The organism is Tenacibaculum discolor (assembly GCF_003664185.1).
Classification (GTDB): Bacteria; Bacteroidota; Bacteroidia; order Flavobacteriales; family Flavobacteriaceae; genus Polaribacter; species Polaribacter discolor.
This window is the reverse complement of the sequence record NZ_RCCS01000005.1, coordinates 555,227-570,334: the sequence shown is the minus strand read 5'-3', so window position 1 is coordinate 570,334 and position 15,108 is coordinate 555,227. Positions and strand designations below refer to the sequence as shown.

Genomic DNA, 15,108 nt, shown 5'->3' with positions numbered 1-15,108 from the left:
TAAAAATTTTAACGAATGACACTATTAATTGTTTACGCCACCTTATCTATATTCTTCTCTTTTTTATGCTCTATATTAGAAGCTGTTCTACTAAGTGTTACTCCTACTTTTGTGAATGTTAAAAAGAAAGAAGAGAAAGCTTATGCAAAAGATCTTGAGACATTAAAAAAAGATGTAGACAAACCTCTTATTGCTATCTTAACAGTAAATACTATTGCTCATACTGTAGGAGCTATCTTAGTTGGTGCTCAGGCAAAGAAAATATTTAATGACGAAGGAAACGGTGTTTTTATCGTTTCTGCTATAATGACTATTTTAATTTTAGTTGCTTCAGAAATTATTCCTAAAACTATCGGAGCAACTTATTGGAAGTCTCTAGCTGGCTTTACAACCAAAGCTTTAAATGTGCTAATTTTCTTCTGTAAATACACTGGTATTATATGGGTACTTCAATTATTTACTAAACTATTTGGTAAAGGAGCACATGGTGAAAGTGTTTTAAGCAGAGAAGACTTTTCTGCTATGACTGATATTGCTGAGCAAGAAGGTGTTTTTCATGAAAGTGAGGGTAAAGTAATTAGAAATATGCTAAACTTTAAAGAGGTTCAGGCTAAACATATTATGACACCTCGTACGGTACTTACTACTGCTGACGAAAACCAAAGCATTGAATCCTTTTTCAATGAAAATAGACCTTTACGATTTTCTAGAATACCTGTATATGCTGAAAACCCAGACAACATAACTGGATATGTTTTAAAGGATCAGTTGTTACTTTCTTTGGTTGATAATAAAGGAAATGAACCTTTAAAGACAATTAAGAGAGAAATTATAATAGCCAGTAGAGAATTGTCTATTCCTAATTTATTTGAAAAATTAATTCAACAAAGAGAACATTTAGCTTTAGTTGTAGATGAATATGGAGCTGTTAGTGGTTTAGTTACCCAAGAAGATGTTATAGAAACGCTTTTAGGGTATGAAATAATGGATGAGAGCGATAACGTAGCTAATCTACAAAGCTTAGCTAGGAAAAGCTGGGAACAACGTGCTAAGCGACTAGGGATAATTAACGATTCTGAAAACGAATTGTAAGCTTTAAAAGTTTGTAAAACAAAAAAGAGGCGTGAATTAATTCACGCCTCTTTTTTGTTTTACAGTTTTATAACTATTTCTAGTCATTAATTGTCCAAGAGATATAATACAAAGAACCTATTGACCCAGCTCCTGGTGCAATAAAGTATTCTTTACCTGTTAAATTAGTTCCTCCTATTTTAAATCTTGACTTTATTGAAGGTACTGTATAGTTTACCTGAGCATCTAATACTGTTCTAGAGTCTACCAGACCTTGTAAAAAAGAAGATTGCCAATAGTATTCATCTTGCCAACGTACATTTACATTAAACCCAAAGTTTTTAAACAAGTTTGAATGACCAAACTGAATTTTTACTTTGTTTTCAGGTGTATTAAATGCTGGTTCAAAATCTGGATCTGAATTCTCATCAAAATCAAACTTAGCATAATTATAACTTGCTCTTAAATCAAATCCTTTAAAAACCTTAGTCGACATTCCTACCCCTATTCCATATGAGTTAACATCTGCATTAGAGTTTGTGTTTACAGAGAAAGATGTTACATCATTATTTTGAAGTGCTAATAATGCTTGTGCATTTGGAGTACCATCTGTATTAAACCCTCCATAATGAGGTACAAGAACATCTTTAATAGCCGTGAATGATTCATAATTATTATAGTAACCATTTATATCTAGCTCTAAAATTTTATTCGAACTTAAATTAATGATACTTCTATACCCTAATTCATAAGAAATAACCTTCTCTGGCTGAATTGTAGTTAATTGAGATTTTGTATAATTTCCTCTATCTAATTCTGCTTGTGAAAACGAATTTTCAAATGCATCTCTACCAGTTAACGTATTTCCTCCCTCAATATTAACAGTATAACGATCTAAATTCTCTTCAACACCTCCTATTAAGTGACCAGTTCCTACTGGAAGACCAAAATACTGTTCTTGTAATGTTGGATTTCTAAACCCTGTTTGATAAGATGCTCTAATTACATGATCTTTATTTTCTCCTAACGAATAGTTAAGAGAAACTCTTGGCGAATAGTTCCCTTTAAAGTTTGTTGACTTATCATAACGAATAGACCCTGTAAACTTTAACCTTTCTTCAAAAAACTTCTTCTGTAACTGAGTATAGATTCCAAACTCATCAAATGAAATTTTAGAGTTTGCATCTGTAAATACAGAACCTTGAGAGTTTAAGTTAATCTTTCTGTAAGAACCTCCTATTTGGATTTCTCCAAATTTAATTATATCACGGAAATTATAATTACCATCAGCATGATAATATGATGTTTGATCTGTTAGTTTAGCACCACCTTCTGAAACAGATTTTGAAACTACTTCATTAGCAGCTTTATTAAACTCTACAGACCCTGGTTGAAAACGACCAATATCAGCAATATCTCTTGCTTTTTTATGATCTCTACCACCTGTTAAATAAGCATTTAGATAATCTCCAAACCAATCTTTATCACTTTTCCACGCTCTATTGATATTAATTGCTTTAAAACGAGAGTCAAAATAACCTCCTGAATCATTTGCTGAATAATACCCTCTTAAGAAAAAGTTTTTTCCTAAAAACTCTAATCTATGTTGCTCAAAAGAAAAACCATCTTGTACATATCTATTTGCTCCTTGATAAATATTTTTACCTCTCGCAAATCTTGAGTTTAAAATAATCTCTAAGTTTTCATTTCCCCAAGGGCGATAATGTAAAGAAGCATCAAATTTTAATCCATTTGAATTATAATCTACTAAAGTTGATTCATCATAACCTGTTCTCGTAATTTTTTGATCAGATAGTGAATTAATTACTGTTTCTGGTAAACCTGCTAATGTAGCAATCTGCTTTAATGTAGCACTTACTTCATCTCCATACACATTAACTCCATCATAATCTGGTAAAGATCTATCTCCATCAATTTCAATACCTCCAATTTCTGTAGAATTCCCTGTGTTATTAGCATGCCATTCTTCTGCACTATAATAGGTAAAATTTGCTTTACCTGCTAGCTTATCACTAAACCTGTATGCCATACGCATCCCAAAATCGTAGAAAGGATTATTACCTCCAGCCTCTTGTGAGGTGTACCCTGTCTTAAAATAAGTACTTATTCCTGAATACTTAAATGGGTTTTTACTTTTCAAAAGCATAATTCCGTTGAATGCATTCGCTCCATATAGAGCAGATGCTGCTCCTGGTAATACTTCCACACTTTCTACATCTAAATCTGATGTTCCAGCTAAATTCCCCATAGAAAAAGTTAATGCAGGAACTGCTGTATCCATACCATCAACTAACTGAACAAAACGGGTATTTTCAAAGGAAGAGAACCCTCTGGTATTTATTGATTTAAAACCATAACCACTTTCTCTAAAGTCTATTCCTTTTAAATTCGCCATTCCATCATAATACGTTACTGACGTATTTCTTTTAACATCAGCAATACCCATTCTTTCAATAGTTACTGGTGATTCAATAACTCGTTCAGGAGATCTAGATGCTGAAATTACAACTTCATCTAATGCTACACTCTCTTTTAATATCACATTTACTTCTTGTTCTTGTGAAGTAATCTCTATTATTTCTGTTTTATATCCAAAAGCAGAAACTTGTATAGTTATAGGGTAGTTTGACTTAACTTGTAACGTAAATTTTCCTTCAAAATCAGAAGTTGCTCTTGCTTCTCCTGAAAGAATTACTGCATTAGGAAAGGGCTCCAAGTATTCGTCGTAAATCTTTCCATTTACTGTAGTTTGTGCATAAATAGCCATACTACACACTACCAAAACTAAGGATAGTAGTTTTTTAAACATAATGCTTATTTTAATTGATTTGTATTAAGTTATTATTGGTTTATTTACTCATCAAGAGCAAACATAATAGGGAATCCGTATTTTACAGAGGTTTCATCTCCTGACTTTTTAGCAGGTACAAACTGTGGCAATTGAGATACTACTCTAACAGCCTCATTGTTTAATAACTCTCCATTTTTAGGTCCTAAGGTTTTAATATTCTTAACCTGACCGTTTTTATCAATAATAAAACGTACCCAAACTTCTCCTTGAATAGATTCTTTTACCGCTTGACTAGGGTATCTGAAGTGTTTTTGAATATGTTTTACCATTTCAACGTTAAAACAATCTAATCTTTCGTTTTTCTTTGCATTTTTACATGCAGTAAACAAAGGTATCCTATCAACTGTAGTAAATTTTTCAGCTTTTCTTACTTCCTCTGCTGATAGTTTACTTGTTATATTTTCAAGGTTACTTTTAAAAGTTAAAGATTGGTTTAATTCTGCTTGAGGAGTTGCACTTTCTATTGCAGCAGTTCCTGCTCCCGATAACTCTGTAGCACTTGAAACAGCTTTCTTTTTTGAAATTTCTCTCTTTTTTAAATACCTTCTATTAGCAGATACTTTTACAGAGATTTGTCGTGTACCCTTGTTTTTTTTACTTTTTGGAGCTATGGTACATTTTGTAATACTATTTAAATCTACTAAAGATTCTTCTGGGGTTTCACATACTTCACGTTGTGACACAACATTAGTAGCATAAAAACAAACTAATGTGATAACTAAAATAATTTTTCTCATACCTAAGGGTTTAATATTTTTTTAATCAACTAATTACAGTTAATTATTTGTGAAAAATATGGCGTGCAAAGGTATTCTTTTTTTTACAGAAAATAAATTATTTTAACATTCTAATTTTCAGAGCTATTTAAGCTAAAATTCATAGGAAAACTGTACGCTACTCTTGTATTTTTTCCTTGTTGTTTCCCTGGCTTAAAATTAGGTAATAATAATACAATTCTTTTTGCCTCTTTTTTTAAGATTTCGTGTGCATTTGCTCCTTCTGTTTTAATATCTGTTACTTTACCAGTTTCATCAATTACAAAACTTACTAGTACCTCCCCTTCAATTCCTTTATCTAAGGCTTCTTCTGGGTATTTTAGTGTATTAATTATATGGTTTTGCATTTCATAATTAAAACAATCAACTTTATCCATTAGAGGGTCTGTACAAGATAAAAATACAGGGATTTCATCTACTACATCAAAAGAAGTAGCTTTTTTAGTTATTTTTCTAGTGATTGGAAATATATTATACAAGCGACATGTAGCTAAATCACTAGTCGTCTTAATCAACTTAATTTTGTTGGCTTCTATATCATTAGCTAAACTAATGACTTTTTCAAAATAAACACGTTTTCTAAAATGTCTTCTACTAGAAATTGTAGTTACAACCGCAGGAGTTGTTTCTGTATTCTTTTCTACTTTTTTTTCTACTAAACATTTATCAACTACGTTTACATCTAATAAATGTGAAGTTTCAGATGTACATTTCTCTTGTGCTAGAGCAAATTGCAAACCACAACATAGTAACAAGAGGGTAATTATATTTTTCATCATGATCTATTCAGATTAACACATGGTAACTCAAAAAGAGCGGACATTTCACCTGGTCTTAAATTCTCTATTTAAAACTTTATGAATACTTGGTAAGTTAGCTGGTTAAATAAGATTAATTTACTGACGTAAGTTTTAGGATTTCTTATTAACTAATTGATCTAATGAAAATCGTCTAGATTTTGTTTGTGAAGTTTTATTATTTTTCATTTTCAGGGGGATAAAATGGTTAAAAATATTAATTTACAATACTTTATAAAACACAGAAAAAACTATGTTAGCGATTATAAATATAATAAAAAAGAACTTAAAGTTGCAATTCTTTAAGTTCTTTTTAGGTTATGCTTATATTTTTTTTCTGTAAAAAACTAATATTCTTGATATAAAAAGTCATTATATGGAAAGCGCTGAATGTGTATTTTTTTCACTTCTTCATACACCTTATCTTTAAAATTCTCTAGGTTATCTTTATTTAATGCTGAAATAAAAATACTCTCTGTTTCTAAATCATTCATCCAAGTTCTTTTCCAATCTTCTAATGTGTAATGCTCTTTTGTTTTTTCTGTAACTAAGTCATCTTCATCAATAGTTTCATGAGTATAAGCATCTATTTTATTAAACACCATAACTGTAGGTTTATCCTTACTATCAATCTCATCTAAAATTTTATTAACAGAAGCAATATGATCTTCAAAGTTTGGATGTGAAATATCTACAACATGTAATAGTAAATCAGCTTCACGAACTTCATCTAAGGTAGATTTGAACGACTCTACCAATTGAGTTGGTAACTTTCTTATAAACCCAACAGTATCTGTCATTAAAAAAGGAATATTCTTTATTACTACTTTTCTTACTGTAGTATCAAGCGTTGCGAACAACTTATTTTCTGCAAACACTTCGCTTTTACTCACTACATTCATTAAAGTAGATTTTCCAACATTGGTATATCCTACCAAAGCAACACGAACCATTTTTCCACGGTTTTTACGTTGCACAGACATTTGTTTATCAATAGTTACTAACTTCTTTTTTAGTAACGAGATTTTATCGCGAATAATACGACGGTCTGTTTCTATTTCTGTTTCTCCTGGTCCACGCATACCAATACCCCCTTTCTGCTTATCAAGATGCGTCCACATTCTTGTTAATCGAGGTAATAAATATTGATATTGTGCTAATTCTACCTGTGCTTTTGCCGAACTCGTTTGTGCTCTACTAGCAAAAATATCTAGTATTAAGTTTGTTCTATCTAAAATTTTACAATCTAAAAAACGCTCAACATTTCTAAGTTGAGCTGGTGATAGCTCATCATCAAAAATGGCTGTTCCAATATCATTTGACTCTATATACGCTTTTACATCTTCTAACTTTCCTGTTCCTATAAAAGTTTTTGGGTGTGGTTTGTCTAGTTTTTGAACAAAACGTTTAACAGCTACTCCTCCAGCTGTAAGTGTTAAAAACTCTAGTTCGTCAAGATATTCTTCTGATTTCTTTTCATCTTGATTTTGGGTTATAATACCTATTAAAACCGCTTTTTCTGATATGGCTTCTCTTGTTTCTATCATACATTGCAAAAGTACAAATTTATCAACGCATGTTTTTAACTTTCTTTTGGTATTAAAATCACTACAACAGCTTTTTTACAGTTATTTTTAATATGGGTAAAACATCTTTTTCAAACCACGGATTTTTAGTTAACCAGAATCTATTTCTTGGAGATGGGTGAGGTAATACAAAATAACTAGGTAGATACTCTTCAAAATTGTTCACTGTCTCAGTGAGTGTTCGTTTTGCTTGTTCTTTTAAGTAGTAGTTTTGAGCATACATTCCAATTAAAATAACCAGCTTTACTTTAGACATTTCTTCTAGTAATGGTTGATGCCATTTCGGGGCACATTCTTTTCTAGGTGGCAAATCTCCAGATTTTCCTTTTCCTGGATAACAAAAGCCCATTGGAATTATTCCAAAATTGTTTGTGTTGTAAAACTGCTCATCAGTAACATCTAACCATTTTCTTAATTGTTTTCCACTAGCATCATCCCAAGGAATTCCAGATTTGTGTACTTTGGTTCCTGGTGCTTGACCTACAATAATAATTTTTGACTTTCTATTAGCTAAAATCACAGGGTTAGGCTCTATATGTTCCTCACATATTTTACATTCTTTTATTTTCCTTAGAAGATTATCCACACTGTAAAGTTAATATTTATGCATAAAAAAACACTCGATTACAATGTGATCGAGTGTTTTTAACTTTAACTATTTAAGTCTTAATTGTTAATTGCATAACTAGCACCATTACCTAAATCTGATAAAAATGCCATAATAGTTTTCATTAATTTTTTTCCTTTTTTGGTTAGTAGTTGTCTTTTCATTTTTTTAGATATTTTATTAATTTCCCTGATGTAAAATTAACACACAACTATCTGAAAACTAATAGGGTTTTTGCCCTTTTCAATCTACTAAACCACTCTTTTTCTATCAGTGAAAAAGGGGAATTAACACCAGAAAATTATAGATATTGGTAATATCGTATCTATAAAATCTTTATAAAATCATCGAAAGCAACATAATAGGGTTTGTTTTTAAAAACTGGTAAATCTACACTTTCAGCATTTGCGATCCCTATACCTGCATACCAAACCTTAGCATTTTGTTTTTCTGCATGCTTTTTAAATGTTTCCATCCACAATACATCATACTCTTGTGGTGACTGAATATTATTAGTAGTCTTTACTAAAACAAATATGGTAGGTTCTTCTTTTTTATACAATACGAACTGTGGATGTCTTTTTAACTCACTATTTATTGCAATAAACTCATAGCCCATTTCTTGTAGCTTTTTACCTACAATGTTCATCCCCAAATTATGAAGTTCTTGTTCTGTAAGTGCTTGCATTATTTTCGTTTCTTATTGCGTTTGTTATAGTTTTTGTCTCCTCTTGTTTTAGGTTTTTTATACTTCTTAGCAATTTCTCTTCGGTATGAACCTCCTTGGTTTGTTTTTTTATTCTTTTCCTTTTTCTCATGAAAGGCAGGTCCTGGAATATATTCTTGTGACGTTCTATTCTTATTAATTTCTCTTTCTTCCTTTGGACGCTCTTCTTCTGTTAATTCCTTAGAAATCTCAACCTGTTCTGGAATTTCTAACTTAGGAATTTCATAATCCATCAACTCCTCAATTCGTTGTTTATCTTCTTGCTCTTTTTCTGTAGCAAATAAAATTGCTTTTCCTTCTCGTTCTGCACGACCAGTACGACCTATTCTGTGCATATAGTTTTCAGGAAAGTGTGGTACATTAAAATTTACTACATGTGTTACTTCTTCTAAATCTAATCCACGAGCAATTACATCGGTAGCGATTAAAATTCGCTTTTCTCCTTTATTGAATTGCTCTATAGAGCGTAAACGATAATTTTGAGTTTTGTTTGAGTGAATAACACAGGCTTGTGATGGATATTCTTCTGCTACACAATCAAACAACCTATCTGCATTTCGCTTATTAGGCGCAAACACTAACACTTTACTAAACTCAGATTTATCAAATAATAAATAGTTTAATAAATTAACTTTTGTGTAAAAATTAGGAACATCATAACTCGTTTGCTGAATATTGTCTAGTGGTGTTCCACTAACTGCAATCGCTATTTTATGTGGAGCGATAAAGAAATCGTCAATTAAAGCTTCCACATCCTCCGTCATGGTTGCTGAAAACATGATGTTTTGACGTCTTTGAGGTAATAAATCAAAAATGTTTAACAACTGAAAACGAAAGCCTAAATCGAGCATTACATCTACTTCATCAATTACTAATTTCTGAATAGACTTTAATTTCAATACGTTACTTAACGCTAAATCGTACAACCGTCCTGGAGTAGCAACAATAATATCTGCACCTTGCATTACTGCTTCTTTATGACGATTTAAGTTGACTCCTCCATACACCCCAATAGTACGTAAGGTCATGTATTTTGCTAACTTTTCAATCTCATCTACCACCTGCACTACTAATTCTCGTGTAGGCACCAATATCATCACTCTTGGGTGTTGTTGTTTCGAAAACTTTAAATCACGTAATATAGGCAATAAGTACCCAAAAGTTTTACCTGTACCTGTTTGTGCTATCCCTACTACATCTTTTCCTGAACGAATTACAGGAAATGCTTGTTCTTGGATAGGTGTAGGGTTTACAAAACCTAATTCTTCAATTGAGTTTCTTAATGGATTTGATAAGTCTAAATCTTGAAAAGTTGTCATTAACAATAATTTGCTGCAAAGGTACAACCAATATTTTGTATATTTAAGGGAGTTAATTCTTTTTGATTATGGAAATACCTAAAAGATTAGAACAAGCGCTTATTAAGCTTTATAATGCTTTTCACAACGATGAATTGAATCCTGAATATTGTTCTGCATGTGCGGTTGGGAATATATTAGATAATCGAGATAGCTGGAAACACCTAACAAATGGTCATGGTTCATTACAACTAAGCTATGTAGGTAGGGTTCATCAAAATTTGGGTAGAAAATTTAATGGTTACAACCCACTTGAACTATTACACATTGAAAAAGTATTTTTAGAAGCATGTGGTTTTGTTGTTCCATTATGTCACTACAATTCTAAACCTCAAAACCCTACTGATAAAGAAAGGTTATTTAACGGTTTATACGCTGTAGTTGCACATTTATGCAAACTCGAAGACATACCCAATGTTATGGACTATGCTAGGGTTTTTGAATATGAACAAGATAGTCCTGTATATAAATTTGATGTAATTTATGAGTAACTTTTTTTTTTGCTAAAAACGTTGTCTTGCTTTTATTACATCTAAACCTTATCTTTTTAAATATAAAAAAAAACCGATACAAATTTGTATCGGTTTTTATATATAAAAAACACTGAGTGTCTATCCTCCAAAGTCATCAAAACGAATGTTTTCGTCATCTAAACCAAAATCTTCACCCATTTTTTGTACTGCTTTGTTCATTAATGGTGGTCCACAGAAATATAATTCTAAATCCTCAGGACTTTCATGTTTAGATAAATATTGGTCTATTACAACTTGGTGAATAAACCCAACAAAACCATCTCCACTTTCATCATTAATATCTTTTTTAACCTTCCAGTTATCTTCTTCTAATGGCTCAGATAATGCCAAGTAGAATTTAAAGTTTGGAAAGTCTTTTTCTAACGCTCTAAAGTAGTGAATGTAGAATAACTCTGCTTTAGAACGACCTCCATACCAGTATGTTACTTTTCTACCAGTCTTTAAAGTTCTAAATAAATGATAAATATGTGAACGCATTGGTGCCATACCAGCTCCACCACCTACATATAACATTTCAGCTTCAGAATCATTGATGAAGAATTCACCATAAGGTCCAGAAATAGTTACTTTATCTCCTGGCTTTTGATTAAAAATATACGAAGATGCCACCCCTGGATTTACATCCATCCATCCGCCTTTAGCACGGTCGAAAGGAGGTGTTGCTACACGAACATTTAACATGATTTCTCTTCCTTCAGCAGGGTAAGAAGCCATAGAGTATGCTCTCTCTACAGTTTCTTCATTCTTCATTACTAATGGCCTTAGGTTAAATTTATCCCAATCAGCCTCAAATTTATCAGGTTCACCTGGATGATCTTGTGGATGTGCAGAAATATCCATATCAGCATATTTTACTTCACATGGTGGTATTTCAATTTGAATATACCCACCTGCTTTATAATCCATTTCTTCTGGAATCTCAACCACAAACTCCTTAATAAAAGTTGCTACGTTATAGTTTCTTACAACAGTTGCTTCCCATTTCTTAATTCCGAAAATTTCTTCTGGAATAGAGATATCCATATCTTGCTTTACTTTTACCTGACATGCTAAACGGATACCGTTTTGTAATTCTTTACGTGTAAAGTGTGGTGTTTCTGTAGGTAAAGCTTCTCCTCCACCTGAATTTACATGACACTCACATTGTACACAAGAACCACCACCACCACAAGCTGATGGTAAGAAGATTTTTTCATTACCTAAGGTAGATAATAAAGTTCCCCCTGATGCTACTTCTATTGTTTTTTCACCATTAATTGTAATCTTTACAGGTCCAGATGGTGCCAATTTTTGCTTAACAAATAATAATAAAGCTACTAAAACTAAGATTACCGCTAAAAACGCTAATACTGTAATAGCAACTGTTCCTCCTGTGCTTACTTCTAAAAATACCATTATTCTGTAATTTCTTTAGTGTTATTAGCTAATTCTTCTGCTTTCTCTTCAGTCTTTTCAGTTTCCTCTACTACCTTTTCTTCAACTTCTTTCTTTTCAACCTTAACTTCAGCAGTTTCTTCTTTTTTACCTGCATCATCACCTCCAGTTAACATTCCACCGAAACTCATGAATCCGATAGCCATTAAACCTGTAATAATGAATGTAATACCTAAACCTCTTAATGCTGGTGGCACAGATGAGTATCTGATTTTTTCACGAATAGCTGCAATTGCTAAAATTGCTAAAAACCACCCGATTCCTGAACCAATACCGTACGTAAATGATAAACCTAATGTTGGAATTTCACGAGACTGCATAAATAAAGATCCTCCTAAAATTGCACAGTTTACTGCAATTAACGGTAAGAAAATACCTAAAGAGTTATATAATGCTGGTGCGAATTTTTCAACAATAATTTCTACTAATTGTACCATGGTTGCAATTGTTGCAATAAACATGATAAATGATAAGAAACTTAAGTCATAATCTACATACTCTTCTCCTAACCACTTTAAAGCTCCAGGTTGTAATAAGTATTGATCTAACAACCAGTTTACTGGTACTGTAACTGCTAATACAAAGATTACTGCAGCTCCTAAACCTACGGCTGTTGATACTTTTTTAGATACAGCAAGGTAAGAACACATTCCTAAAAAGGTAGCAAATACCATGTTATCTATAAATATCGATTTGAAAAATAATTCTATATGTTCCATTTTCTATATTTTTAATGAACACTAACTTAGGTTAGTCTTCTACTAATGCTTTATTTCTTGTACGTTGTACCCAAATAATAATACCTACAACAATTAATGCCATTGGTGATAATAACATAAACCCGTTGTTTTCGTATCCTAAAGCATACAATCCTGTTTTTTCGATAGGATCACCTAGTACTTTAAATCCTAATAAAGTACCTGAACCGAATAATTCTCTAAAGAATCCTACAATAATTAAGATTACTGCATATCCTAAAGCATTTCCTATTCCATCTAAAAACGATCTCCATGGTCCATTACCTAAAGCAAATGCTTCAAAACGTCCCATAATAATACAGTTGGTAATAATTAACCCAATAAATACCGATAAGGTTTTACTTAAATCGTACGCAAATGCTTTTAGCACTTGGTCTACAATAATTACTAACGTAGCTACTACGATTAACTGTACAATAATTCTAATTTTTGATGGAATAATATTTCTCATTAACGAGATTACTACATTCCCTACTCCTAATACAAATAATACCGATATAGACATTACAATAGAGGCTTTTAACTCTGCTGTAATTGCTAATGCAGAACAAATACCTAATACCTGAATTGTAATTGGGTTATTATCTGCTAATGGATCAGTAATTAATGCTGCGTCTTTTTTTGATAAAAGTCCCATATTTATTTTAATGTTTTAAAGTAAGGTACGTATAAACCTATTTCAGATTTAATCATTGCAGCTACTCCGTTACCAGTAATAGTTGCTCCTGCAATTGCATCTACCTCATTATCATTTTTATCTTCATTCTTTGGATCATTGTTAGATTTAGAAACTGAAATTCCTTTAAAAGAACCGTTATTCATTAAATCTTCTCCAATAAAATCATCCATAAAGTAACGTTGCTTAATGTTAGCTCCTAAACCAGGTGTTTCTCCTTTGTGATCGAAGAAAACTCCTTGAACTACCATATTTTTATCCATTGCAACATACCCCCAAATAGCATCCCAAAGACCTTTACCTCTAATTGGAGCGATATAGAATGTTTTTCCTTCTTTTTCACCTACAAATAATGGTAATTTTCTTGTTTTACCTTCTTTAGCTGCTGTTTGTTGCTTTTTTATATCGATTAAATACGCTTCGGCATCTTCAGAAACATTATCTCCTTCGATTACTAATTGTTTTTTAATGTATTTAGCAAACTCTTCTGCTACTTTATCTTTTGAAACAAACTCTACACTTGTTTCATCATTTTCATTAACACCCATTGCATACAAAATATTTTGCTGCTTCTCGATACGTTTATTAGCATCGATTGTTGGGCGAAGTGATGACGCTGTAAAAGCTAACAACGCACCTACTACTAACACCATTCCTATGGCGAAAAGTACCGTATATAAATTACTATCTGTCTTCTTACTCATAATTAGGCAGTTTTAGCTTTTAAACGTTTTAATCTTCTCTTAACATTACCTTGAACTACGTAATGGTCAATTGTTGGAGCAAATACGTTCATTAATAAGATTGCTAACATTACTCCTTCTGGGTATGCTGGGTTGAATACACGAATCATAATTGACATAAATCCAATTAAGAATCCATAAATCCACTTTCCTTTGTTAGTTTGCGATGCTGTAACAGGGTCTGTGGCCATGTATACCGCACCAAATGCAAAACCTCCAATTAATAAATGTTTCCAAAAATCTAAGCTCATTAATCCGTAAAACTTACTTGTTTCACCAATCCATCCCATATCAACTACTTGGTTAAAGATGAATCCCATTACTAAAGCTCCAATAACTGCAGATAACATAATTCTCCAGCTTCCAATCTTTGTAAAGATTAGGAATAAAGCTCCTAATAAAATTAATAATGTTGAAGTTTCTCCTACAGAACCTGGAATAAATCCAAAGAACATATCAGAAACTGAATAGTTTAATGGTTGCGACTGTGCTAAACTTCCTAAGATAGTTTCTCCTGAAATAGCATCAGCTGTTCCTGCAGCTTCTACAGCTCCTTGAACCCATACTTTATCTCCAGACATCCATGTTGGATATGCAAAGAATAAGAATGCACGAATTGTTAAGGCTGGGTTTAAGATATTCATCCCAGTTCCTCCAAATACTTCCTTACCAATTACAACACCAAAAGCTACTGCTACTGCTAGCATCCATAATGGTAAATCTACTGGTACAATTAACGGAACTAACATTCCTGTTACTAAGTATCCTTCTTCTATCTCATGTCCTTTGATTATACAGAAAATAAATTCTATTGCTAAACCAACAACATACGATACGATTACTAACGGTAATATTTTAACTAAACCGATTAGTAAGTTATCCATATTCCAAAATTCTCCAGAAAAGAAACCAGTTGCGTTTGAAACGGCTTCTATTTGAAGATTATGCTGATACCCTGCATTAAACATACCGAATATTAAACATGGAATTAATGCCATGATTACTGTATTCATTGTACGTTTAAGATCATCTGCCGACTTAATGTGAGTTCCTCCATGAGTTGTCTCATTCGGCATATATAAGAATGTATGAAAACCATTGAATAGCGGAGCTATTTTAGTTCCTTCATACTTCTTTTTTAAATTATGTAAGTTTTGTTTTAAGCCCATA

The 15,108-nt window shown here is 32.1% G+C and carries 14 protein-coding genes; 2 read left to right on the top strand and 12 right to left on the bottom strand.

From position 1 onward, the window contains the following. Window positions 1-15: 15 nt before the first annotated feature. A complete protein-coding gene (locus C8N27_RS06140) occupies window positions 16-1,092 on the top strand; it encodes a CNNM domain-containing protein (protein WP_121146659.1) in 1,077 nt (358 codons plus the stop codon). A gap of 79 nt (window positions 1,093-1,171) precedes the next feature. On the opposite strand, the gene C8N27_RS06135 is transcribed toward C8N27_RS06140, so the two are convergent. The 7 genes from C8N27_RS06135 to C8N27_RS06105 form a co-directional block, all read right to left on the bottom strand. Further along, complete coding sequence (locus C8N27_RS06135; RefSeq protein ID WP_121146658.1) at window positions 1,172-3,901, bottom strand: TonB-dependent receptor; 2,730 nt, start codon at window positions 3,899-3,901, stop codon at window positions 1,172-1,174. Between the two features lie 44 nt (window positions 3,902-3,945). Beyond that, window positions 3,946-4,680: an energy transducer TonB gene (locus tag C8N27_RS06130; RefSeq protein ID WP_099215200.1), complete on the bottom strand. Its 735-nt coding sequence runs from the start codon at window positions 4,678-4,680 to the stop codon at window positions 3,946-3,948. 110 nt (window positions 4,681-4,790) lie between these two features. Beyond that, entirely contained in the window at window positions 4,791-5,498 is a 708-nt protein-coding gene (locus C8N27_RS06125) for an energy transducer TonB (protein ID WP_121146657.1), read from the bottom strand. 365 nt (window positions 5,499-5,863) lie between these two features. Beyond that, window positions 5,864-7,063 (bottom strand): GTPase HflX, encoded by a 1,200-nt coding sequence (gene hflX, locus C8N27_RS06120; protein ID WP_099215198.1) that lies wholly within the window; start codon window positions 7,061-7,063, stop codon window positions 5,864-5,866. Between the two features lie 61 nt (window positions 7,064-7,124). Beyond that, window positions 7,125-7,688 (bottom strand): uracil-DNA glycosylase family protein, encoded by a 564-nt coding sequence (locus tag C8N27_RS06115; protein WP_099215197.1) that lies wholly within the window; start codon window positions 7,686-7,688, stop codon window positions 7,125-7,127. Window positions 7,689-8,034: 346 nt separating this feature from the next. Next, window positions 8,035-8,397 (bottom strand): DUF8840 domain-containing protein, encoded by a 363-nt coding sequence (locus tag C8N27_RS06110; protein WP_099215196.1) that lies wholly within the window; start codon window positions 8,395-8,397, stop codon window positions 8,035-8,037. Continuing rightward, window positions 8,397-9,755, bottom strand: a complete 1,359-nt coding sequence (locus C8N27_RS06105; RefSeq protein ID WP_099215195.1) for a DEAD/DEAH box helicase — start codon at window positions 9,753-9,755, stop codon at window positions 8,397-8,399. The genes C8N27_RS06110 and C8N27_RS06105 overlap by 1 nt, the downstream gene beginning before the upstream one ends. A 68-nt stretch (window positions 9,756-9,823) precedes the next feature. On the opposite strand from C8N27_RS06105, the gene C8N27_RS06100 reads away from it, so the two are divergent. Beyond that, window positions 9,824-10,285, top strand: a complete 462-nt coding sequence (locus C8N27_RS06100; RefSeq protein ID WP_121146656.1) for a Na(+)-translocating NADH-quinone reductase subunit F — start codon at window positions 9,824-9,826, stop codon at window positions 10,283-10,285. A 120-nt stretch (window positions 10,286-10,405) separates the two neighbouring features. On the opposite strand, the gene nqrF is transcribed toward C8N27_RS06100, so the two are convergent. Genes nqrF through C8N27_RS06075 form a run of 5 tightly spaced genes read right to left on the bottom strand, consistent with a single transcriptional unit; the run spans window position 10,406 to window position 15,107 of the window. Then, on the bottom strand, window positions 10,406-11,722 hold the full coding sequence (nqrF, locus tag C8N27_RS06095) for an NADH:ubiquinone reductase (Na(+)-transporting) subunit F (RefSeq protein WP_121146655.1): 1,317 nt from the start codon (window positions 11,720-11,722) through the stop codon (window positions 10,406-10,408). Continuing rightward, a complete protein-coding gene (gene nqrE / locus C8N27_RS06090; protein WP_099215192.1) occupies window positions 11,722-12,480 on the bottom strand; it encodes an NADH:ubiquinone reductase (Na(+)-transporting) subunit E in 759 nt (252 codons plus the stop codon). The genes nqrF and nqrE overlap by 1 nt, the downstream gene beginning before the upstream one ends. A 31-nt stretch (window positions 12,481-12,511) precedes the next feature. Further along, window positions 12,512-13,156, bottom strand: a complete 645-nt coding sequence (locus tag C8N27_RS06085) for an NADH:ubiquinone reductase (Na(+)-transporting) subunit D (RefSeq protein ID WP_099215191.1) — start codon at window positions 13,154-13,156, stop codon at window positions 12,512-12,514. A gap of 2 nt (window positions 13,157-13,158) precedes the next feature. Further along, window positions 13,159-13,899 carry a Na(+)-translocating NADH-quinone reductase subunit C gene (locus tag C8N27_RS06080; protein ID WP_099215190.1) on the bottom strand — a complete coding sequence of 247 codons (741 nt, stop codon included), beginning with the start codon at window positions 13,897-13,899 and terminating at the stop codon, window positions 13,159-13,161. A gap of 2 nt (window positions 13,900-13,901) precedes the next feature. Continuing rightward, window positions 13,902-15,107 carry an NADH:ubiquinone reductase (Na(+)-transporting) subunit B gene (locus tag C8N27_RS06075; protein ID WP_121146654.1) on the bottom strand — a complete coding sequence of 402 codons (1,206 nt, stop codon included), beginning with the start codon at window positions 15,105-15,107 and terminating at the stop codon, window positions 13,902-13,904. Window position 15,108 lies beyond the last annotated feature (1 nt).

What these genes read in the sequence shown, in the direction of transcription:
- C8N27_RS06140 (WP_121146659.1), top strand. Translation starts at nt 16, where the DNA reads ATGACACTATTAATTGTTTACGCCACCTTATCTATATTCTTCTCTTTT.
- C8N27_RS06135 (WP_121146658.1), bottom strand. Translation starts at nt 3,901, where the DNA reads ATGTTTAAAAAACTACTATCCTTAGTTTTGGTAGTGTGTAGTATGGCT.
- C8N27_RS06130 (WP_099215200.1), bottom strand. Translation starts at nt 4,680, where the DNA reads ATGAGAAAAATTATTTTAGTTATCACATTAGTTTGTTTTTATGCTACT.
- C8N27_RS06125 (WP_121146657.1), bottom strand. Translation starts at nt 5,498, where the DNA reads ATGATGAAAAATATAATTACCCTCTTGTTACTATGTTGTGGTTTGCAA.
- hflX (WP_099215198.1), bottom strand. Translation starts at nt 7,063, where the DNA reads ATGATAGAAACAAGAGAAGCCATATCAGAAAAAGCGGTTTTAATAGGT.
- C8N27_RS06110 (WP_099215196.1), bottom strand. Translation starts at nt 8,397, where the DNA reads ATGCAAGCACTTACAGAACAAGAACTTCATAATTTGGGGATGAACATT.
- C8N27_RS06105 (WP_099215195.1), bottom strand. Translation starts at nt 9,755, where the DNA reads ATGACAACTTTTCAAGATTTAGACTTATCAAATCCATTAAGAAACTCA.
- C8N27_RS06100 (WP_121146656.1), top strand. Translation starts at nt 9,824, where the DNA reads ATGGAAATACCTAAAAGATTAGAACAAGCGCTTATTAAGCTTTATAAT.
- nqrF (WP_121146655.1), bottom strand. Translation starts at nt 11,722, where the DNA reads ATGGTATTTTTAGAAGTAAGCACAGGAGGAACAGTTGCTATTACAGTA.
- nqrE (WP_099215192.1), bottom strand. Translation starts at nt 12,480, where the DNA reads ATGGAACATATAGAATTATTTTTCAAATCGATATTTATAGATAACATG.
- C8N27_RS06085 (WP_099215191.1), bottom strand. Translation starts at nt 13,156, where the DNA reads ATGGGACTTTTATCAAAAAAAGACGCAGCATTAATTACTGATCCATTA.
- C8N27_RS06080 (WP_099215190.1), bottom strand. Translation starts at nt 13,899, where the DNA reads ATGAGTAAGAAGACAGATAGTAATTTATATACGGTACTTTTCGCCATA.
- C8N27_RS06075 (WP_121146654.1), bottom strand. Translation starts at nt 15,107, where the DNA reads ATGGGCTTAAAACAAAACTTACATAATTTAAAAAAGAAGTATGAAGGA.